The organism is Pseudomonas beijingensis, from assembly GCF_030687295.1.
Taxonomy (GTDB): domain Bacteria; phylum Pseudomonadota; class Gammaproteobacteria; order Pseudomonadales; family Pseudomonadaceae; genus Aquipseudomonas; species Aquipseudomonas beijingensis.
In genome coordinates this window covers 705444-728352 of sequence record NZ_CP117425.1, presented here as the reverse complement: position 1 = coordinate 728352, position 22909 = coordinate 705444, and the positions used below count along the sequence as shown (strand labels likewise).

The following is a 22909-nucleotide window of genomic DNA, read 5'->3' as shown; positions in this document are numbered from 1 at the left end:
AATGCTGGCTATTCGTAGTCGTATTTTGCCTGGAGATTGACCCACCGTGTTCAATGCCTCAAACGCGGATGATGCTCCGCAGCCCCCCAAGGTCCTCACCACGCCCCTGGAAATCTCCGGCAACCTGCGGATGCTGCAAGATAGCCACGACCCGCTGATCATCACCTTCCATGAACGTACCCAGCGCTTCCAGAGCTATCTGGTCAACGTCGATCGCGAGACCAATTCCATCGCCCTGGATGAAATGATTCCCCGGGACGGCGAGCGTTTCCTGCTGGCCGGCGAGCCGTTTCGCGTCGAGGGGTTCCATGACGGCGTGCGCATCGCCTGGGATGGCAAGGGTCCGCTGACCATTGATGAGTCCAGCGACGGTCGTTGCTATCGCGGCGCCCTGCCCGACGAAGTGGTCTACCACCAACGTCGCAACGCCTTCCGTGCCGCCCTGAAACTGGCGCAACTAGTGAGCGTTGAACTGGGCGGCGACAAGCTCAAGTCCCCCGTGGACGGCAAGCTGCTGGACATTTCCGCCACCGGTTGCAAGCTGCGTTTCGACGGCGATATCACCGAACGTTTGCAATTGGGCCAGGTGTACGAGCGCTTCATCGCGGCCCTGCCGTTTGGCAACATGATCGCCCCGGTGGAGCTGCGTTACCTGCATTTCGAAGAAAGGATCAACACCACGTTCGCCGGCGTACGCTTCCACAACATCAGTGGCCTGGTGCAACGGCAGGTCGAGCGGTTCGTCTACCAGCTCCAGCGCGAAGCGCGGCGCTTCGATAAAGACGACCTCTGATCGTCGAGCCATAAAAAAACGGGCAGTCCCTTGCGGTGACTGCCCGTTTTTTTATGTCTGTTTCAAGGCCTGGCCTGGGTAAAGCTGGGGGGCTCAGGGTCCTGCACTTCAGCTTCCGCCGCGGTCTCAGTGGCGGGCTCGGGCTCCACCTCCGGATTGATCGGCGTCTGCATCTGCTCCTGGACCACTTGCTCGTCCACCCGCGGATCGAGGCACGCCACCAAAGGCGAACTCGACATACTGTCCGGCATTGCCACGTGATGCAGCGGCGCGTCATCGACCTGATGCAGGTTGGTCACTGCTTTCGGCCGGATCCGCCACACCAGTACCAAGGCGAAGAAGGCGAAAAAGCCGTAGAGCATCTGACTGCCGAACATCTTCATCAGCACGCCGGCCACCAGCGGCCCGATACTGGCGCCAACGCCATAGGTCACCAACAGCATCGCAGTCAGGGACACCCTTCGATCAGCTTCGACGTGGTCGTTGGAAAAGGCTACCGCCAGCGGATACAGGCAGAACTGCACCAGCGAACAGAAGAACCCGGCGACGAACAGCACCTCCAACGGCACCGTCGGAAGAATCGCCAACGGCAGTGCACAGATCGTCAGGACCAGCGCAAAGCAGCGAATCAGCAGCGCCCGGTCGTAACGGTCAGACAGCCAGCCCAGAGGCCACTGAACCAGCAACCCGGCAAAGATGCAGCTCCCCATGAACAGACCGACCTGCTCGGTCGACAGGCCCTGCTGAGAGGCATATAGGGGCGCCAGGCCATAGAACGAGCCGACGATCAGCCCGGAGCCCAGCACCGTACTCAATGACTGCGGCACCCGCTTGATGAAGAAGCGCGGCTCCATGGGCGCCGGATGCAGCGCCGCCGGGTGAATTCGCCGGGTCAGTGTCACCGGCACCAGGCACAAGGCAAAGCACAGCGCCACCAGCATCAGCAGCTCAAGCCCCAGGGACGGGTGCATGACCAGGATCAACTGGCCCAGCACCAGGCCCAAGTAGGAGGCGATCATGTAGCCACTGAACACCACGCCACGTTGCTTGGCATCGGCCTGTTCGTTGAGCCAGCTCTCGATGACCATGTACTGGCACATCATGCCCAGGCCGACGATCATCCGCAGCACGATCCAGGCCGGCAGCCAGTCCACCAGGCCATGGCCCAGCACCGCCGCCCCGACGATCCCGGCGCAGGCCGAATAGGCGCGGATGTGCCCGACGCGGGCGATCAGCCGATGGCCGATCTTGCCACCCAGCACCAGGCCGAAATAGTTGGCGGCCATCAGCGCACCGACCCAGAGGCTGTCCACATGGTCGGCGGCCAGGCGCAAGGCCAGGTAAGTACTCAAGAGGCCCGAGCCGATCAACATCATCAGCGAGGCGAAATAAAGCGCTCGAAAAGGTTTCCAGATTTGGCGCATCGGCGTTCCGAGCGGCTCCTTGCGGTGAGTAAGGGCTATCTGTTGAAGATAGCCCGAATGCGGCGGTTCTTTATGCCTGGGCCGCCAGGACACGTCGCTCCCAGGGGGTGATTTCATCGAAGAAGCTGGTCAGCTCCAGGGTCTTGGAAGCGATGTAGCCTTCGATGAACTCCGTGCCGAACAGTTCCTTCGCCAGATGACTACGCTTCAGACGCTCCAGGGCGGCATGCAAGGTACATGGCAGCGACAGATTATCCGGCACTTCGAATTCGCCCTGGATCGCCGCGCTCGGCTCCAGGTGATGTTCGATCCCATACAGCCCGGCGGCCAGGCTGGCGGCGATCGCCAGGTAGGGGTTGGCATCGGCCCCGGGCAAGCGATTCTCGACCCGCCGGGCCACCGGCGAGCTGGCAGGGATCCGCAGGCCGGCCGAACGATTGTCATGGGACCAGCAGGCATTGTTCGGTGAGGCGAACGGGTGGCACAGGCGCTGGTAAGAATTCACGTTCGGCGCGAACAACGCGGTGAAGTCCGCCAGGCACGCCTGTTGCCCCCCGATAAAATGCCGGAACGCGGCCGTCGGTTCACCCGCTTCGTCGCTGAAGACGTTGCGGCCGCTGCTCGCCTCGACGACGCTCTGGTGGATATGCATCGAACTGCCCGGCGTGTGGGCCAGGGGCTTGGCCATGCAGACCACGGTCAGGCCGTGCTTGAGGGCCACTTCCTTGAGCAGGTGCTTGAACAGGAACGTCTGGTCGGCCAGCAGTAAAGGATCGCCGTGGAGCAGATTGATCTCGAACTGGCTCACGCCCATTTCATGCATGAAGGTGTCGCGAGGCAAGCCCAGCGCTGCCATGCAGGCATAGACTTCAACTGAAGAACGGGCGCAGGCCATTGTTGGAACTGATGCTGAATGCCGAGTGGCCGTCTTCGCGACGTCCATCCAGGCCCATTGGCGGCTGGAACGGCTGGGTCGGGTCGGGGTTGGGGGCGAACACGAAGAATTCCAGCTCGGTCGCCACCACCGGCGCCAGGCCAAGGGCGGCATAACGTGCGACAACGGCCTTGAGCTGGCCGCGCGTCGAGAGCCGGGAGCTTTCTCCGGTCAGTTCGTCGGCGTCGCAGATTGCCAGGGCACGGGGCTGCTGGCTCCAGGGCAGGCGGTGGATCTGTTTCGGGTCGGCCACCAGCGCCAGGTCGCCGTCGTCGCTGCCGTAGAAACGCGACGGCGGATAACCGCCCATGATGCATTGCAGCAGCACGCCTCGCGCCAGCTGCAACCGCCGGCCTTCGAGGAAACCCTCGGCAGTCATCACCTTGCCCCGCGGCACGCCATTCAAATCCGGCGTGACACATTCAATCTCATCAATGCCCGTCAGTCGCTGCGCGAGTGAACGCTGGCCATCGGTCGTCATGACGCAATCCTTGTTATGTGCGAGCCGCGAACGGCAACCCGTACAAAATAGGCTCCGGCTGTTCGGAATATCAAGCGCCCGGAGGCAATAAACACCGAGTGCGGAAAATGTGGGAGCGGGCTTGCTCGCGAAAGCGGTATATCAGTCAGCAAATGTTACTGATGCACCGCTTTCGCGAGCAAGCCCGCTCCCACAAGGGGATTTGTGGTGACAGGGGTATTTATGGAGGGCATGTTCAGGGCAGATAAAGCCGGAACACCCCACCGCCCAACACACCGCCATTGGCAATCTCGGTCCGCCCGCTCACGCCGCCGCGCTGGTGCAGGCCGGCGATCCGCGCGGCGAAGTACAGGCCCAGCCCGGTGCTGCCGCTGCTGTGGTTGATGCCCTGCACATACTCGGCCTGACGCTCGATCATTTCTGGCGGGTAACCGTCGCCGTCGTCGTTGATGGTCAGCACCAGTTGCCCGGCTTCGTCGCTCACACTGATCAACAGCGCCTGGCGCGCATGGCGAATGGCGTTGTTGATGCAGTTGTCGAGCACCGAGGCCACCAGCTCACGGTCGAAAAAGCCCAAGGGGCTGAGCGGATCGACGTCGTAGGTGGCCATGATCCCGCGGCTGCGGAACACATCCTGATGACCGGCCAGTTGCGCCTCGATGAAATCGTCCAGCTCATGGTAGGCCGGGTGCAACGGCAACTGGTTGACGCCGAGCTTGTACAGCCCCAGCAACTGCACCATGAGGCCATTGAGATGGGCGAACTCGAACTCAATGACACCTTGCTCCGAGGTCTGCCGCTCGGATTCGGGCAAGCGCTCGAGCCATTGCCCATGCGCCTGCATGAGCAAGGTCAGGGAGTTTTTCATGTCGTGCACGGTCGACGCGATCACCGTGGAAAAATCGAGGGCCTGTTCGCTGTCATTCATCGCCAAATGCCTTGCTTCGCAGTTTTTGATAACGCGCAAAACGCGCATCGGTGTCGGGCATCATGCCCACCAGTTTCAGGCAGGCGCGGCACTCCTGCAGCAGTTCCGACTCCACGCTGGTGTCGGTGCCATGCAGCAGCGATTGCGCCATGTTCAGGGCAATACTGATGTTCTTCGGTTGCATCTTCAGCGCGCGGCGGAACAGCTCCCGCGCCTCCGGCAATGCGCCGGTCTTGTAGACCCGCACGCCTTCGCGGTTCAGCTCGGCGGCGGCATTGCCTTGGTTGAGGATGTTCGGGTCGTCGGTCAGCTTGGCGATGCCTTGCATCACCGTCGGGTCATCACCGTAGATTTCCGCGCAGTTCTTGAGCATCGACTCGCCGGCGCTGGTCTGGCCAAGCATTTGCAACTGCTTGGCCACCAGTAATGCGGCCTCGGCGCTCATGAACTGCTCCATGCCATCGAGGCGTTGCAAGGCTTGTTCAGTGAGCTTCTCGGCGGTTTCGGCATCGTTGAGCAACAGGCTGGTGGCCTTCATCAGCCGCGCCCGCACCTGCAACCCCGGATCGTTGAGGTTTTCCTTCGCCACGGCGCTGAGAGTGGTGTTGATCTCCAGCCGGGTCCGCGTGTCGAGGCCTTTTTCGCTGCCCTTGCTGATCAGCGCATGGGCCAGGCCGAGGTTGCTTTCCGGGTCCTTGAAGCGCGACTGCGCGCCCTGCCCGACCGCCTGGCGATAGGCCCGGGAAGCCGTGTCGTAGTCTTCGTTGGTCATCGCCAGCTTGCCCAGCAACGATTGGCGACGCACGGCCAGCGGCGACAGGCGCACCGCCTCTTCCAGCACGTGCTGCGCCTGCTTGGTGTCACCTTCGGCCATCAACACTTCGGCCATGCCGTCGTACAACGCCGGCATCATCGGAAAGACTTTCAGGGCCTTTTCATAAACGGCCTTGGCCTGCCCCACCTGGCCGCGCTTGAACATCAACTTGCCCAGCCCCGCGTAGGCCCACGGCAACGGGCGATCCGCGATGATGGAGTTGTACAGTCGCTCCAGGGCCTCGTTCTGATTCAGGTCACGCAACGCATCGGCGCGATAACGCAGGCACAACGGCCCGTAGCGCGGGTCCTGCTTGCATAGGGCGATGCAGGCATTGAGCACTTCCATCGGCTTGCCACGATCGAGGGCCTGCAGGATCGGCTTGAGCAGGGTCTTGCGCTGCTCGAGCCGTTCCAGCCGCTGGGCCAGGCCGGAGCGGTTGAACGGTTTGGTCAGGTACGCATCCGGCTCATGCTCCAGGGCACTGAGCACCATCGCCTGGCTGGTCTCGGCGGTCACCATGAGGAAGACACTTTCATGGCTGATCAACTTCTCGACCATCAGGTCCTCGAGCACCTGCTGGCCATTCTTGCGCCCGTCGCCCAGGTGATAGTCCTGCAGGATGAAGTCATAGCGCTTCTGCGAGCACATGCGCAGCGCCACTTCACCGGTGTCGGCGGTGTCCACGTCCTTGACGCCCAGCTCACGCAGCATGGAGCGGATCGAACTGCGGAAATCCGAGAAATCATCGACGATCAGAAAACTTTTTTGGTGGTACGCCAGCATCGAGGATGTCCAGGCAAGTAAGAAAATAACCCAATGGCATAACAACGAAACGCCGTGTCACAGCCCCGAGGCGCGCAGATGATAGCCACCAGCCAGCAACGTTCAAGGGATTTCAGCAACCGCTTGGCCTGGCTGTGTCGTGACGCACATTGCGAGCCAAAACGCAGAAGACAACCGGGCTCATCGGGTTATCGGCAGGAGATGGCGTTCCGTTAAGGGGAAGGTGTGGGAGAAGCCGCGTGCGAAGGATCAGCTAACCACAGACCCTGTGGCGAGGGAGCTTGCTCCCGCTGGGCCGCGCAGCGGACCTGTTTTTTGGCGGCGGCTACGCAACCGAGCGGGAGCAAGCTCCCTCGCCACGAAGGGAAGAGCCAGTTGTTGCAGTGTTTTATATCGCCCAAATACCAGCGTTCGGGAAACTGCACATCTTCCCGCAACAAGTAATACTTCATTTTCAGCTCACCGCATGTCATTGCTTAACTGAAAAAAGGGTCGCGCCTGCGTCTAAAGCCCGAAGAAACGCTCGTAGGCCGTCTCCACCCGAATAGCAAGCTGATCAGAAATGATGACCAGGTTTTCTACTGCGGCCGTCTCTGTGGACAACAAAGGACTCGAAACAGCTGGAACAGCCAAACCAAGTTGCTGCCGAACCTGAAAAATGGCGTGGACCTCCAAGGGCAACAAATCGAAAGGCGCGTATTTGAACTCAGGGTCCCACGCCCCACCACCGTCGTCCTCAGCGTGGGATAAGTGATATCGACAAAGCGCTTCCAGTGCATCAGCAAGCCCCTGCTCATTTTTCCATTCGTCTATCACGTTTTGATAAATCCCCAGATCCATCGACTTGATCTCTGGAAGCGCAGCACCTTGCGAATAGACTGAATAAAGCCAGAGCATGAAAGGTTCAAATCGACGCCGTTCAAGATAGCTCGAATCGACGGCGCCTTTGACAGACAACATTCCGGCAAGCACATCGGCCACGGATGCAGCCAGATCACGACGATCAACCGCTATCAACCCGGCCAGCAAGCACCCAGCAATACTCAACTGGTTAGTCAGGTTCGGGACGGTTCGGAGGCCTTGAAGAAAACTCGTTTTGGAGAAAGTCTTCGCCTTGAGCATCAGCGTCCAATAACGGTACATCATCGAGCGAGAGACCTGCTCCCAGCCAGAAGCCTCTCCATCACTGATCGCGACTTCGCCCCGAATGCCGTGATAGGTCGCCAACATCCCCAGCGACTCAGCCACATTGTCCAATCCGTTTAATGAGTCGCTGGCAAGGTCCTCATCGATAAAATCAAGCTCTTGAGCCGTCATGCCTTCCGACTGTGACAGCCAGTGCCGGTGCTGATGAAGCCGGACGTTGATTGCATCCATTTCGATGTGCTCCTTTTACGCCAATAAACGACCTTCCGCTTACCGTGCTCACTCATGAACGCATCTGTCGAAGGATCGTTAAGTGAACCTTCAAATTGCACTTAACCAACTGATCCAGCGAAGCCGTCCCTCCAACAAACAATGCCGGCTCAAAACCGTAGACCTCACTCTCGTCAAGTGCACCCAATTTTTTTAGCGCTCGATCAAATAAAAACTCACCTTGATTATCCTCCAGATCATAACGTTCCTTATCAGACATAGCAAAAAACGTCTGAATGGCTAGATCCGGATCTTTATTAGGCACTTTCAGTTTATTCATCAACGCGACGATAGACCCCGTCGGACATGAAACCACAATTTTCTGATTGTATTTCTCGCCCCAAGCATACAGCGTTCCAAAAGCACTCCGGGCAATAACGTGGTAATTATCTATCTGCGAAAATTCAGTACCGGCTAACCACATATCGAGCAGGTGTTTGTAATCGTCTGGGTCCACCGTCCAGAAAAGTCCATTGGCATACCCACACCAACCTTCTTTCTGCCAATAGGTGAGCAACGCGTCCGGTAGTATCCCCCGATATTTCACAATATGGGAGCCAGGCACCTGCCGATGTGATGTTGCTTCACCCATTACACCAATGAAACACTCAAAATCTTCGTCGCGCACCCTGTGCCCCCGTAGCTCAACACCAAGTTTTATCTACTGACCTGACCACCTTGCTCCTGGTTAGCCACTAAGAATCCACTCTCAGTAAGAGCACACCTTCCGCCAGCCCGCCAGAATTTAAAATAGGGTTCTAAATCAATATCAAACTTAAACAAAGGCCGCCCAATATACCAAGCAAGATAATAGTCCGCAGCCACCCCATAGAGCGCCTCAAACAACGCATAAACCTGCTCGCTCTCAGCAATCCTACTTCCCCTGATTGCATCGCCGACCTCATCAAACAACCAGTAATGAGGAATATCTTGCTGAAGCACACCCTCCATATATTGCGCATCAACAAAAAATATTTGAGCGTTATGGCAAAGCTCGAAAATTTCCAAATTGCCAAGCACACCACATGCCCTTTCTTGCTCCTTCAACCACTCCCCACCCAACCGAATCAGCTGGCTTTTCTCCACCCTACATTTGGGCAAGAGATAAAGAGAGCTTTCCATCTCTCCAGCGGCCAGAACGCGCCCAGCTCTATCGACCAATTCTTCCGAAAAAGGAAAGTAGCTAAATATACGCTTAAGCTCCTCCGCGCTACTGTGTACCTTCAACAAACCTAGAAAATGAGCCTTATCAAAAAATGCCTTGCCTTCACAGTAGGCACACCATTCCGACAATAAAGAGTTCATGCCTAATTTTTTCCATCCTTTGACAGAGACAGCAATAAGTCTGCGCAGCCATAGCTTTCACTCTTCATCCCAAAAGTCCCCTGGCGGTGCATATTCACTATTTTTCAAGATCGCACACCAACCAAAACTCCTATAAAACATCTCAAGATCAATTATTTCATAAACTCCATTCCCAGCGCCTTTCAGGGTAATCAAACCAGAACCATGATGTGTGTACTGACCGCCCGCCCCAGCGACAGCTCTCAACTCCAACTCTTTCCGATCCCACTCCAACACCACTCCAGACGATTCAGGAATAGTTTCCGCAAAAAAAACCTCAAACTCTTTGGCTATCTTGCATACACAAGGAATCCGCTCCTGTCGGAGCAGCTCATCCGTAATCAAATTTTGGGGGAAATCAATTTTCAACATCATTACAAAACCCTCCATAAAAAGAAGACAGCTTTATTTAAACACCGAATAGTTAAACACCCCCTTTCCCCATCAAGACTCTGGCAAAACCAAGAGTACGGATTTAAAAATATAAACTCTATCATCAACAGCTGATGATGCCTCATATATTGCTTCGGCTGCTGTCATAAGCGAATCCTCTCCGCCGGCTAACGACAGTGCCGATACAACACGCGCCTGGCTAAACAACCGAAGGACTTCTGCATCTAAGTTCTGCCCCTCATTCTGGCTGTCTTGCAAGTCAAAATACTGCTCATCTAACTGCGCAGCCAAATTATCTAGCCCAGAAACCTGCTCGGCCGTGAGCTTACTACCAAGACATAGTTGTTTAAGGGACTCGGGAACAATAGGCCCGTCTACTGGGCAGGCCTGAAAAGCAAGCTCACAGGCTACCTTTACCGCACTTCGTCGCTGTTTTTCACTGGCTACTTTCAGCTTTTCTACAAGGCCTTTCTCCACCTCCTCTAAACGCATGATCATTGCTTAACCCTGGACAATGGCTTAATGATGCCGGTACATTGCCCCCGGCTGCCCCAAATAATCTCTCTACGTTTCTTCAATATCTGCCCGCTAGACCAACCCCAAGATCGGCTTGATCTGTTCATTCATTTCCACAAAGGTTTCATAGGACATGCCCGGGTCATCATTGAGAACCAAATAAACCCCATCCATCAGCCGAACCGCCATACGACACTTGCCTTGCAGTCGTGCAATGACTTCATCAGGGCCATAGCCTAGAGCACGCTGACAAAGGGCTGCATCCCAGAACTGGGCAGGAAATAGCGTATAAATATTGTTGCGCCCATCAACATCTATAGTTTTATCCTCACGCAACCGATTGTAAGCCAAGCTATCATCATTCAACCCTCCTTGATAATACAGACCATACAAATCATAGGACACATGAGCCTTATACCCCTTAAACGCCTCAATCACTTTTGGCAAATACTCATTCACAACAAGCTTATAATCAACAGCCTTGTTTGATATTTTAAATACAAAACGCAAGTGCTCGTCATAAGAGGCCCTATCCTCATATAGGTATCGATCACCACGATACGCATAGTCCCCCACAAACCGAAGCCCTCTGAGGGGAAGTTTAACTGTATAGGTAGCAATCAACCCGTCGCCGCAACTCGGGGCGGCCGGAAGCTCAAGACCTGCGAACCCTAAAGGAGCACCAATCCGAGACATCCTATCCATCACTTCAGCATGCCGCTGTTTTATAGATAAAGTTCTGTCAGGACATGCATAAAACCATAGCTCTATATCTGCTGCACTCATGGGGTTCTGATTATTTACTTTCTTTAGCTATCATGAGTGCTCGCTCAATCATATCGAAAGTAATGTAAGGCACAAATCCGAGCCTGTCGCCCTTCTCAAAACTCTTTTTATATTCTTCTAAGCGCCCAATATCACCTGCTATTGCTAGAGCCGCCAAATGTCGGATAGGCATTGCACCTTTAGCTTCAGTTGGCAGTTTCCTATAAACTGTCAACCCCTCGTCAATATTCTGAGAGCGAGCCCAAGATATAGCCTTCTCAGACAGCCTAATAACATCATCACTAGAAAAACTAGACAGTTTCTCCGGAGCTTCATTTCTAACTATAATCGGAGCATTATCACCGCCATCACCCAATATGATAGAAACAGCCTCCGAAAACTCTTTGGACGAAATGGAGGACATAAGCGAAACCCGAAAATGGTCCGAGCGCTTCCCCACAGATGGGATAATCTGAAGTTGGGCTCCTCCGACATCAGTGACACAAAAATAATCACCAACTTCATCCTTGCTACAAACCCAGCCCTGCTCGCTCAAGATTAAGATAACATCTTCCCTTTCCATTACTTTGCCCCAGAAAAGCTTATAAGACAGAGGAAAATTTATTTAGCAACCAAATAATCAAACACACCCACTCCTCTTCATCCAAACAATAAATCTCCTTTTTCTATTGCGACCTGCCCCGCCTCTTTCCCCAAGAGACTTAAGACTCACAACTCCCCCTACTCATTGCGAATATATAAATTCAATCCCAATTTTTCCTTCACCCAAGTCAATCGTTACTTCGCAACCACTCCAAACAGACATACCTGCCGTTAGCTTATTCTCAAAATACCAATGTCGGAGCTCCACCAACAGCTTCAGCATATCCGTATTTGCACGCCCTCCAGCGGTAAACCAAGACACGTTACCTTGCCCATCTACGAAATCATATTCGTACTCGCAGCTATCCGCCTCCTGGGCCAACTGCGCGCGCATCACAACCTTACACGCCCCTTTTGGAGCGACATCGAATAAAATTGCGCCAATACCATTATAAATTTCACTATCGTTACGCATCAATTACCCAAGAAAAGGGGACCAAGAAAAGCAAGAAAATAGGACAAAAGAAACGAAAACAGATTTATTTGGAAACCTGAAAACCTAAAAATTTAATAAACCAGTCCTCTTCCCCCTTACTTCCCCCTAAAAACGACAACCACTTCCTCAAACGCTCAACTCAACAAACTTCGACTAACATTCCCGGTCAGAAAAAACTCTTCAAACGCATCTTTTACGACGGAAAAATTCAAGCAGACCAGTTCACCACTCCAATTATTACCTAGAATTTCATATTCACTGCCTTTAAGCCCTGAATTAAAATAAGAACGCACAATATAATCCTCACCATCATCTTCCCCCAAAGACAAAACATACCTACCATTATCCGAAAAAACTTGCAACAACTGTGGCCCCACATCCGGGCCGTCGACAACATTCAAGGTAAGAGAACCGCCCTCCTTCTCAATTTCATCTAAATGAAATTCAACATCTTGCCAAGCAGGCAGTTTTTTATTCCCCCCCTTCGCCTGATCACCGACACCAACCACCCACGATAAAGTATAGTTCTTCATTAATTTAGCTCCTTAACAGAACGCATACCGGGTCTCCAATATAACCTTTTACCCGTAGCAATCTCATTAATCTCAAGGGACTTTAAGCCGGCCTTCTCCGCGGCCGCTGCAATATCTCCTCGGCAATAACCACACACAGCTTGCCCCTCAACTTTTAGAGTCATAGCGGCCCCTTGGGTTTTCCCGGCATCGTGGGCTTGCTGTATGACCCCAATTTCCGCATGTGCAGTTGCCATATTTGCGTTAGGCAAAGGTTTACCAGATGATTCTATTTTTGTATTTACACGATCAGCTATCAATGTCGGCTGATCAGGCTTTGCTTGAGAGTCAGGTCTGGCCGTCTGGTTAACATCGGTGAACACTTGGCCATTGACCTCACCCTCCGCTTTTACCTTCGGATTAGTTGCTTTTGCCCCTATTCAACTCTTCAATGCTGGCAAAGACAGCACTTCATCGTACTGTGGCCAGTCTTCCCTCGCGCGTTTGAGCACACCTTGCATTAACTCGTCCAACTCAGGCACTGGTTGCTCGGGCGGCATTTTGTCAAAGGGCGCGGCCAGCAGCGGATGATCAATCTTCTGCGGATTGGCTAAACCTTCCCACTGGCGCAGGCGCAGGATATAGAGAATTTCTACCGGCACGCGCTCCAAGTGCCAGTCCTGATTGAAGTCGTAGGAATTCTTCTGGCTCTCTTTGCCGGTTTGCCAAGTGTGGCGGTCACACGCGGCCAACAGGCAGGGCATCAGGTCGTCGGGGCTGGGAGTGCGCCACTTGGCCAACAAGGCTTCGTAGATAGGTTCGTCGTAAGCATAAGCAGGCCATTGATGCGAGACATCGCCCACCCAATCGGCAAACACACGCAGCATAAAGGCTTGGGCGCGGCGGTGTTGCTCTTCGTACTCAATCACTAATTGATGCCCACGGTTGAGAGCCGCATGGGTGAGATAGCCCTGATGGATGACGGCATCCTTCCAGCCTAGAATCGCCATGGCGGCCATCATATTGGTGGCGGTTTGGATGCTGTAGTTTTGGCGGCGTCGATCATTGCCTGCCGCTTTGGCAATAATGTCGAACTGGCCCGCCCAGAAGAACAACTGCCAAATTCCTACTTGGTAATAGCGCAGCCAATGGGCCAATTCCAGAAGCCATTGCGGATTATCTGGTGCGGTTGCCAATACCTTGTGGGCTCTCGTGTGACGGCCATCCATTCGGAGCTACTACGCGTAACGTTGTCACTATTCGGTACAGGCATTGATGGCTTCGCAAATGCATCGCCGCGCTCAACATATTCACGGATGCCATTCAACTCGTATTCATCTGAGACGAGTGGCCCCTTGGCTATGCGCCCCAGCACACTTTTTGTAGGAGGGCCATTTCGGGTTTACGCCCGAGCGCTCGCACTGAATTACTTCTTGGTCCATGGTTCCACCTTAAATTCTGCTACACCTGTTTTACTGGGGGCGGGAACACCGACTTTGACTGTTACACCTTGAACCTTGGCTTTTCCTGAATCCAACGCCGCTTGCAAAGCATCGCGTAAAGCAGGATCAGTGTCGGCAATTGATTTATTACTTAGCCACCCCTCCAACCGCGTCCTCGGGTCCCCATGTGGCGTACCGGCCTTACTCACGCCATTCACCGAAGACTTCGCATCCATCACCACCACGGTAATCGTATCGCCATTGATCGCCACCGCGCAGCCATCACAGCCGTGGTTGCTACCGTTCTGCAATGGTTTGAAATTGAGGCCGGTTTTCTCGTTAAGGGTTTGCAGGGCCAGTTGCTCGCCGAGTTTGCCATCATTTACCAGAGAGCCGGTCTTCCAATTGGGAAGGTGCGACAACGGGATACTTTCAAACGTCTGCCCAAACAGGTCTTCAACCGGGCTGACCTTGGGAGGGTTGATTGCATCAGGGATAACCTGCACCGGCCCTTTTGCCCCAACACTATACTCCCCCGGATTCTCGACAACCTTCCCATTAACAGTCGTCGTACCAGGGCCATACCCCCCCTCAAGTTTTCCGCTATACGCCCCCTCCACGCTGCTCCACTGCAGCGGCTTACCAGCCGACACTTCAGCTTTCGCAATTTTGGCCATACCGGCCATTTTTTCAAGCCCTTCCGTCCCCACCTTGATCCCGGCTTTCGCCAACGCCACGCCGCCCTTGGCCGCCGTGCCGACGCCCGTGGCGATGCTGCCAACCTGCCAAACCAGTTCGCCAATGTCCTGGCCCAATTGCACGGCGCGATCATCCCCGCCGTTTTCCAGGGCATCTTTAACACGGTCGAGTTTGGCGTTGAGTTCGTTGACCACACCGTCGCCGAATTGCTGGCGGGCCTCGGGATCGTTGATCAGTGCTTTCAGGCCGTTGATCCCATCCACCGGATGGAGGAGGAATTGCGCCAGTCCTTCGACATCGCCCCAACCCGCCTGCACCAGGCCTTTGCCCAGGCCGAAGCGGGTCAGTACATCTTGTTTCTGGTTGATGTACGCCCATTTGGCGATCACTTTCGCCTTGGCTCCGAGACCGTCGGCCGCGCTGTACTCCTTCTCCGCCTGCACCAACTGCTGAGTCGCCAGCCAATTGTTGTCCACCGCAGCGCCCGCCGCGCTGTTGGCGGTGGCCGGGTCCAGCGAGGAGCTGGTGGCGGCCAGCCCGGTGACGATGCTGACAATCAGGTTGCGCTTGGCTTCGCGCTGGGCTTCGCTTTCATCGGGGCTGGCTTCGGAGAACAGGCCGGTGAGCAGGCTCGACGCTGCCGCGCCTGCCGCGCCGCTGCCACAGCTCTGGCTGCTGGCGGCGGCGCCCGCGCAGGCAACGACGCCGTGCAGGGCGGCGTGCAGTGGCGAGCCTTCGGTGAGTTTGCCGTCCGCCACTAGGTCGCCGATGTAGCCGGCACCCTGTTGCTGCAGGTAGTTGACTACCAGCCCTTGGACGAACGCACTGTTGCCGCCGCTGATGTTGCCACTGGCCGCGCCCACCAGGGCGGTGGTGATCTGCCGGTAGGTGCCGCCCGCGCCCCACTTGTCGGCGATGCCGCTGGCTTCGGCATTGAGTCGTTGCGCGTTGCCGAGCAGGGCCAGGCGCTCACTGTCGGTGAGTTGGGCGTTGGGGTCCAGGGCCGCTTTCTGGGCCGCCTCGGCCTGTTTGCGCTTGAGGTCGACTTCCTTGGCCTTGTTGGCAAGCAAGGTGCTGGCTTCGTTGGAGAACGCCCCGACGATCTCGAAACCGGCACGGATTTCGTCTTCGTCGAAGATCGGCTTGAGGGTGTTGCTGGTGTCGCGGTCGCTGGACACGTCACGGTTGAGGCTGGCGACGGTTTGCTCGCCATTCTTGCCAGTGCGCCTCTGTTGCTCGGCGTCGTTGCTGATGACGATGGTGCCGCCACTGATGCCGCTGCGGGTGACGCTGCTGGCATCGTCGCTGGCACTGATGGCGATCGGCATGGTGGCGCTGAGGTCGTTGTCGTTCTTCGGCAGGTCGGTGCCCGGGGTCTGCGTGCCGCCGCTGGTGGCGTTGCCCTGCTGGTCCTTGCCGACTTCGCGATAGCCGCCACCGACGCTGACGGTGCTGGCGTCGTACTCGGCCTTGTTCTTGATGTCGCGACTGGTGAGGCTGGCGGTGACCAAGCGATTCTTGCCGTCCTGCACAGCCTTGTCGCTGCTGGCGATGACAGCGCCGACCAGGTCGGTGTTGCCACCCACGCGAATGTCGAACCCGCCGTCCCCGGCCTTGATGCCCGATTGCTCGATCACGCTGGCGTAGTTGGAATCGATATCCGTGGCACCGAAGCTGCCGCTGGCACCACTGATCGTACTCATGCCGAAACAGAACGGCGGAATGCACAGGCTGATGCCTACGCCCAGGCTCTTCTCATCGACCACGTAGGTGTTGGTGTCTTGCAGGCTTTCGATGTTCAGGTCGCCGCCGATGTCGGCCAAGACCTGTTTACCGCTGGCCACCGCACCTCTGAGGTTGGTGTCACCGCCCGAGGACAGCAGCAATTGATTGCCCGCCTGGACGTGGGTGTTGGTATGGGTAAGTCCATCGCCATCCGCCTGGCCGCGACTGCCGGATGCCCCCAGATCCAGGGTGAAGCCGTTACGAGCACCGAGGGAGAAGCCGATGCCGATGCTCGCGCTGCTGCCTTTGCTGTCGGTCTCCTGCTTGTCGATATTGCGGGCGGCAAGCAGGTTGATGTCACCGTCCGCCAGTAGGCTGGCGTTGCGTCCGGCCTTGATATCGCTGCCTTGTACGGTGATGTTGCTGGCGGCTCCAGCGCCCGTGGCACGCAGGCGAACGTCGTTGCCGGCGGTCATGGTCGAGCCGGCCGCGCTGTCGCTGGTGTAGGTGGTGGTGCTTTCGTTCTTCTTGGTGCCCAGCGACAGGCTGATGTTGATCCCACCCACCGCGCCCGGGTCCATCGCCACGGCGGTGGCGGCATTGTTGGCGGCCATGACGGCGGTGGCGGCGGCCAGGGCCTTCATGCGCCCGTCGTCGGTTTTCTCCGACGCCCGTTTCATTTGCTGGGAGGTCTGAATCGCGCTGATCACCGGGTTGGTCACGGTGAGGGTGAACCCGGTCTGCTTGAACAGGGTTTCACGCTCGCGCTCGCGGGTGTTGCGCGCCTCGACGACGTCGATGGTCTGCGCCGTGACGTCGATGTTGCCTTGTGGCGCCGACACCTGACTGCCCACCTGACGATAGCCCTTGCCCGCCTCGATCAGCACATCACCAGCAGTCGAACCGACCGTGCTGGCCACGGCCGTGTGCTCGGTGGTGAGGTCCTTGACGCTTTGTTGCTGGCTGCCCAGGGTGACGGCGATACCACCGCCGCTGAACAGACCGCTTTTCTTCACCGACTTGTCATGGCGTTCGCTGCTGCTGGCGGTGGCCGCTTCGATGTTGACGTTGTTGTCCGCCACCAGCACCGTCTGGGTCGTGGACACCACGTTGCTGCCCTTGAGGTTGATGTCGCGACCGGCCTGCACATAGGTCTGCTCGCCGCTCAGGGTGGAGCCTTCGGCCGAGGTCTGGCTGATGGTGTCGCGGGTGGTGGTGGTCTTGCTGGAGAACATCCCGTTGCTGCCCTTGACCTTGTGCGCTTCATCGGCGAACTGGTAGTTCTGGCCAGCGGTCAGGTTGACGTCGCGCTTGGCCTCGGCAAACACCGCGCCTTGCTCGCTGGTGACATGGGCGGAGCGGGCGTTGAGGTCCTGGCCCGCGCTCAAGCGAACGTCGCCCTGTCCTTGGATCAGGGAGCCGACTTCGGTCTGGCTGGCGTCCTTGCGCCAGTTGCTGCTGTTCCAGCTCAGCGCTTGCTCGTGGGCTTCGCCGACGGTGGCCAGGTTGATGTTCTTGCCCGCCTCCAGCAACGTACTGCCGCCCTTGCCGGCGTTGACCACCTGGGCCCCGGTGAGGTTGAGGTCGTTGCCGGCGCTCACCCCCATCGTGCCCTGGGCGCCGCTGACGAACAGCCCGGCCACCCGTGACAGGTTGGTGCGGGTGCCTTGGGCGCTGCTGCTGTCCCGGCTGCTGGAGATGACGTTGATGTCCTGCCCGGCCTTGACCGACAGGCTGTCCACGGCACCGATCAGGCCACCGAGATTGTTGAGGTTCTCCCGCGCGGCGAGCGATACCTTGTCGGCCTGGATGCGCCCACCGAGGTTCTCGATGTTCTGCGCGGTAATCGCCATGACACTGCGCCCGGCCAGGCTGCCACTGTTGACCAGGTCGCCGGCGATGTTCAGGTTCAACCGCTGCCCGGCAATCAGGGCGCCGGAGCCGTTGAGGTCGCCCTCCTGGACCCGTACGTACACTTGCGGCACTAGCACGTTGCGGGTGTCACCGTTGGCCAGGGTGACCTGCTTCTGCACCAGCCAGACAATGTCGCTGGTCAACTGGGCCATCTGCGCGGAGGTCAGGGCCACGCCGGGCACCAGTTGCCATTGGCTGGCGACGGTCACGGCGTTGTCGATCAGGGCACGGTACTGCACCTCGTCATTGGCGTAGCCGTCGAGGAAACGTCGGCCGGTGAGTTGCGCGATCTGTTCACGAATCAATTTCTGTTCGTAGAAGCCGTCACCCAAACGTTGTTGCGTCAGTGCCGGATCGACCTGCAGGCGCTGCAACATGTAATCCGACGACAGCCAGGTGCGGTAGCTGGCAAAACGTGGGTCGGTTTCGATCAGGTAGCTGCTGGTGCTCTGGGGGTTGGTGCTGAACAGGCTGTTGTTCGGCAATGCCAGGGATGGCCCGCCGCTGCGGATCTGCTCGGCCACGCCCTTGTTGTTCAGGGTGGTCTGGGCCGCGACCTGAACGATGGGCGCCACTTGATAGGTCCTGTCGACCGGGGCGCTGACCGTGCCCGCGGCGGCTATCTGCTCGCCGACGCCCTGGGTGGCGCGGGCACCGATCTGGGTGCCGGTACCGTTGCCGGCGGCATTCTGGGCGAACACGGTCGGTTGCAGCGTAATGTCCTGGATCAAGGGTGCCGGCGTGTAGGCCGTGACGGCCGTGCCCTGACGGTCCCGGCCCTTGCGCTGGATGCGATAGAAATTACTGACGGTGCCGCTGTCGGTAGTGGTGCGCTGGCCGGTCAGTTCGGTGTTGGTCAGGCTGGTAATGTTGGCCTGCAATAACCCACCGGCAATGATGCGGCTCTTGTCGTTGAGCACATCCCCTGCGTTGATCTGCATCGTCCCACCGGAGAGGATCTGCGCCGGTGCGGAGGTGGCGATCTGGGTTTCCTGGACCACGCGGGTGTAGTCGTAGCGGTTCCAGTTGTCTTTGCGCCCCTCGGGGGTGGTCAGGTGAAGGACCTCGTCGTTGTTCACGGAGATCCGGTCGCCCTGGTAGCGGTTCGGCGAACCGCTGAGCTGGAACTCCTGCAAGGCCGTGCGGCTGACTTCCACCTGTTGGGTGCTGAAGTGTTCGTTGGTGTTGCGCACGCTTTGCACATCGAGCGACAGGTTGCCGAGGGCCTCGATGGTCGCGCTGGCGTTGGTCAGCAGTTGGGCCCGGTCCTGGGCCTTGTCGGTGGCGCTCAGCGCACCGCCGATGGCGAGGTCCCCGGCACTGAAGATCATCGCCTGTTCGCGGTTGTCCAGGGTGCCGGTGCCAATGTCCAGCGACTGGCGGGCGGCGATGGTCGCGGCGACTTCGTTTTCATCGCGGTTGCTCAGTGCCGAGGTGGCGATCGCCAGTTGATCGCCGTACAGACGTCCCGTGCCCAGGTTGTTGAGCGACAGCGCTTGCACACGCACCTGCTGGCCGTCGATCAGGCCACGGTTGGTCAAGCTGTCGTTGACGGTCAGGCGAACCTGGCCGGCGCTGATCTCGCCGCTGGCGGCGTTGTCCAGCGTCTGCGAGCGCACCAGCAGGAGATTGCCTGCCAGCAGTTTTCCGCTGTTGTTGAAAGCCCCGTCGGTGCTCAGGTCAACCTTGTTATTGGCCTGGATCTGCCCACTCAGGTCCAGGCTGCTTTGCAGGCTGAACGTCAGATCGCCCAGGCTCAGCGCCCGGCCAGTGCCCGCGTAATAGGCGGCGTTGAGGGACAACAGGCTGCCGGCGAGCAAGGTCCCGTCGAGGTTGTGCACCGACTGGCGACGTTGCATCGGATCGCGGTCGGTGATGGTCAGGCCGGCCCCCGAGGAAATCAGGCCGCCCTGGTTATCCAGCGCCTGGCTGACACCGATGGTCAATCCCTCATCGGCGCGCACGGCACCGGCCTGGTTGCCGAAGGTGTTGAGCGCCAGGCTCATGGCGCGGCCTTCGAGCCCCTGATTGGCCCCTTGGGTGGCGCTGTTGTCGAGCACGTCTGCGGTCACGCTCAGTGCGCCCGCGCTGCGCACCAGCCCGCTCTGATTGTTGAGCGTCTCCCCCAGCACCAACTGGACATCGCCGAGGCCCTGCAACTGACCACCGCGGTTATCGATCCGGGTGCCTTCGACCTGAACGCTCTTCTGGCCAATGATCTGGCCGCCGCTGCCGTTGGTAAGGTCGGTGGCCTTGAGCACCAGCGCGCCCTTGGCGCCGAGGAAGCCGGCGCTATTGTTGAAATGGGCGCTGTGGATTTCCACCGCGTCCTGGCCGCTGATGCCTTGGGTGGTGCCGGACTGAAGGTTGTTCAGTGCCTGGCTGCCGGTGTCGATGAACAGCTTGCCCTTGGCCTGGATCAGGCCCGCCGCGTTGCGCAATTCACCGCTGCGCAGGTCGAGGGTCGCGCCGGCATTCAACGTGCCCTGGCTGTTGTCCATCAGCAGGCCGTGGCTGTTCAGGTCCAAGGCCTGGCCACTGATCACCCCACCCTGGTTATTCAGGCCTTGGGCCGACAGCTCGATATCACCCAGCGCTTCAAGGCGTCCGCCACTGTTGTTCAATTGTTCGGCCGAAACGCTGACCAGCAAACCGGACTTCACCGAACCCAGCACGCCGTTGGTGTTATCCAACTGCCCGGCAATGATCTCCATGCGCTGGGTCGCGGCCAGCGTGCCGCCGATATTGTTCAAGCGGTCGAACGTCGCGTACAGCTCACCGCCTGCACTCACCGTGCCTTGGGTGTTATCCAACGCCTTGCCGCTGACCTTTGTCGTACCGCTGGCGGCCAGCGTCCCGCCGCCGTTATTGACCTCTTTGTCGGCTGTGACAGTCAACGCACCGCTATCGGTGGCGAGGACTTTGCCGCCCTGGTTGTTCAACGTGCCGACCCTCAAGTTCACCGCGCCGGGACTGCTGACTTGCCCGGCCTGATTGTCGAAGCGTTCACGGGCGGTGACCTGCAAGGGTTGTGCGCCGGTCTGCAGAATGCGTCCACGCTGGTTGGACAGGGTCGTGGTGTCGAGCGTGATCTGTTGGCCTTGGGTCAGGCCATCATCGACCACCACCTCGTTGGCCTTGACGCTCAACGTGCCATTGCTCGCCAGGGTGCCTTTGCTGCCGGCCAACTGGGTGACCTGGATGTCCAGGGTGCCTTTGCCAGCGTGCTCGACCTTGCCCTTGCTGTTGTCGAGGCGATTGGCGCCAAGCTTCAGGTTGGTGGCGTTGGAGGCAATACGGCCACCGCTGTTATCGAGCGTGGCGACGGCGGTGATCGATGTGTCGGCGGTGCCGGTCTGCACCAACTCGCCGCCGGCATTGGAAACATCTCGCGCGCTCAATTGCAGGTTGCCAGCGCTGACCTTGGCCGCATCGGTGCGCAGGGTCTTGGTCGCTTTGACATTCAGCACCTGGGTCGCATCGACTTGACTGCCACTGAGATTGGCATCGCCAGTGCTGGCCGTCAGGGTAACGTTGCGGCCCAGGGTCTGGCTGCTGCTCAAGTCCAGGTCAGCGGCCTCGACGCTGACATCGCCGCCGGCAAGGTTCTGGCCTTGCGCCTTGACCGTGGCGGCCCGTAGCGCGAGGTTGCCACTATTGCCCAGCTTGCCGTCCGCCCCGACGCCCGCCGCCAGGTTCGAGGCGGTGGTGCTGCGAATAGTCTTGGCGGTCAGTGTCGTGTGGTTCTGGCTGGCAACAGTGCCACTGTTGTCGATGTCGCCGGTGCTGTCGAGCTTCAGGTCGCCCTTGGCGTAGAGCGTGCCGCTGTTTTCAACGCTGGTGGCAGTGATCCGCGTCGCCGTTGTGCTGCTGATAGCGCCCAGGTTTTGCAACTTTCCGTCGGCGCTGACGATCACCTCGCCAGCCATGGCACCGATCTGGCCGGCGTTGCGCACACCCACGCCGGACTCCGTGCCCACCAGCATGATCTTCCCGGCATACATGCCGCCGAGCTTGGCAACGTCGATGGCAACGGTAGGCTTCTCACCCTCAGTGCCTGGCAGCGGCGTGGCCTGGGTGTTGTCGGCATTGACCTGATTGCGTCCGGCGGTGACTTTCAAGTCGTTGGCCCACACCCCGGCGTTGACCTGCACCGAACGGGCAATCAGGTCGGTGTAGTCGGCCTCGCGGGCATCCAGGCCTTTGCCTTCGATGTTGATCGCCCCGCCCTGCACGGTGTAGCCCGTGATGCGACCGTTCTCCAACTGCGCCCGACCGGTGCTGAGGGTCGCCCGGTCGGCGTTGATGAAGCCGCAACCGTTGCAGGTGATACCGGACGGGTTGGCGATCACCACTTCGGCGCGCTGGCCGGCGACTTCGACGTAACCGCGCAATTGGCTGGGATTACTGGAATTGACTTCGTTGAGGATGACCCGCGCGCTGCCATTGCCCAACATCGGGTTGCCTTCGATCCAACCGCCCAGTTTCGTCTGGCTATTGCCCGCGCCGTTGTTGAGGATCACCCCCCGGCTATCGACGTCGAACTGGTTGTAGGTGTTACGCGAGACACCGCCGGCGCTAGGCGCACGGATATTCACCTGCGGCGTGCCATTGGCGCTTTGTATCACCATGGGTCGCTGCCCGGCCGGAGCGCCAGGGTCGGCGACGATGGTGCCGGCCCAGGTCGGCGCCACGCTCAAGGACACCAGGCCAATCGCTGTCATCAAGGCAAAGCGCAACGCCCCGAGCGTCGCCGTGCAAGCCGTTGCGCCCGCCGTCGGACCGGAGCGGGTCCCCGGCGCCTTGACCTGGCTGGTGACGTTCTCGGCCACGACCATCAACAGTCCGCGGGCCTTGTTGAAAACGATTCGGTATATAGATGCTTGTTCATAGCAATTCCATTTGCGGAGCCAGCCCGCACGAC

General features: G+C 58.2%; 15 protein-coding genes and 2 pseudogenes. 1 reads left to right on the top strand and 16 read right to left on the bottom strand.

Translation table 11 applies throughout. From position 1 onward, the window contains the following. Positions 1-46 precede the first annotated feature (46 nt). A complete protein-coding gene (locus tag PSH84_RS03370; RefSeq protein ID WP_122569263.1) occupies positions 47-793 on the top strand; it encodes a flagellar brake protein in 747 nt (248 codons plus the stop codon). A gap of 62 nt (positions 794-855) precedes the next feature. On the opposite strand, the gene PSH84_RS03365 is transcribed toward PSH84_RS03370, so the two are convergent. The 16 genes and pseudogenes from PSH84_RS03365 to PSH84_RS03290 form a co-directional block, all read right to left on the bottom strand. Further along, positions 856-2217 (bottom strand): MFS transporter, encoded by a 1362-nt coding sequence (locus tag PSH84_RS03365; protein WP_122569264.1) that lies wholly within the window; start codon positions 2215-2217, stop codon positions 856-858. 70 nt (positions 2218-2287) lie between these two features. Beyond that, positions 2288-3530, bottom strand: a pseudogene (locus tag PSH84_RS03360) (glutamine synthetase family protein). Positions 3531-3867: 337 nt separating this feature from the next. After that, entirely contained in the window at positions 3868-4560 is a 693-nt protein-coding gene (locus PSH84_RS03355) for a sensor histidine kinase (RefSeq protein ID WP_092205395.1), read from the bottom strand. Beyond that, the gene (locus tag PSH84_RS03350) at positions 4553-6160 is read right to left on the bottom strand and encodes a tetratricopeptide repeat-containing response regulator (protein ID WP_305468130.1); all 1608 of its coding nucleotides are present in this window, start codon (positions 6158-6160) and stop codon (positions 4553-4555) included. The genes PSH84_RS03355 and PSH84_RS03350 overlap by 8 nt, the downstream gene beginning before the upstream one ends. Before the next feature lie 504 nt (positions 6161-6664). Continuing rightward, the gene (locus tag PSH84_RS03345) at positions 6665-7537 is read right to left on the bottom strand and encodes a hypothetical protein (protein WP_305482278.1); all 873 of its coding nucleotides are present in this window, start codon (positions 7535-7537) and stop codon (positions 6665-6667) included. A gap of 52 nt (positions 7538-7589) precedes the next feature. Continuing rightward, entirely contained in the window at positions 7590-8204 is a 615-nt protein-coding gene (locus tag PSH84_RS03340; protein ID WP_305468134.1) for a GAD-like domain-containing protein, read from the bottom strand. A 29-nt stretch (positions 8205-8233) separates the two neighbouring features. Then, on the bottom strand, positions 8234-8881 hold the full coding sequence (locus tag PSH84_RS03335; RefSeq protein ID WP_305468135.1) for a hypothetical protein: 648 nt from the start codon (positions 8879-8881) through the stop codon (positions 8234-8236). Positions 8882-8938: 57 nt separating this feature from the next. After that, on the bottom strand, positions 8939-9295 hold the full coding sequence (locus tag PSH84_RS03330; RefSeq protein ID WP_305468136.1) for a hypothetical protein: 357 nt from the start codon (positions 9293-9295) through the stop codon (positions 8939-8941). A gap of 69 nt (positions 9296-9364) precedes the next feature. Continuing rightward, positions 9365-9811, bottom strand: coding sequence for a hypothetical protein (locus tag PSH84_RS03325; protein ID WP_305468137.1), 447 nt, complete (start codon positions 9809-9811; stop codon positions 9365-9367). A 90-nt stretch (positions 9812-9901) separates the two neighbouring features. Beyond that, the gene (locus PSH84_RS03320; protein ID WP_305482277.1) at positions 9902-10615 is read right to left on the bottom strand and encodes a hypothetical protein; all 714 of its coding nucleotides are present in this window, start codon (positions 10613-10615) and stop codon (positions 9902-9904) included. 10 nt (positions 10616-10625) lie between these two features. Next, entirely contained in the window at positions 10626-11177 is a 552-nt protein-coding gene (locus PSH84_RS03315) for a DUF6990 domain-containing protein (protein WP_305468141.1), read from the bottom strand. A 162-nt stretch (positions 11178-11339) separates the two neighbouring features. Further along, positions 11340-11672, bottom strand: a complete 333-nt coding sequence (locus PSH84_RS03310; protein ID WP_122569271.1) for a hypothetical protein — start codon at positions 11670-11672, stop codon at positions 11340-11342. Positions 11673-11827: 155 nt separating this feature from the next. Continuing rightward, on the bottom strand, positions 11828-12226 hold the full coding sequence (locus PSH84_RS03305; protein WP_163006896.1) for a DUF6911 family protein: 399 nt from the start codon (positions 12224-12226) through the stop codon (positions 11828-11830). Next, entirely contained in the window at positions 12226-12588 is a 363-nt protein-coding gene (locus PSH84_RS03300) for a cytidine deaminase-like fold-containing protein (RefSeq protein WP_305468142.1), read from the bottom strand. The genes PSH84_RS03305 and PSH84_RS03300 overlap by 1 nt, the downstream gene beginning before the upstream one ends. Positions 12589-12645: 57 nt before the next feature. Beyond that, a complete protein-coding gene (locus tag PSH84_RS03295) occupies positions 12646-13320 on the bottom strand; it encodes a hypothetical protein (protein WP_122569406.1) in 675 nt (224 codons plus the stop codon). Between the two features lie 974 nt (positions 13321-14294). Further along, positions 14295-22876 (bottom strand): annotated as a pseudogene (locus PSH84_RS03290) (two-partner secretion domain-containing protein); the annotation flags it as partial. Positions 22877-22909 lie beyond the last annotated feature (33 nt).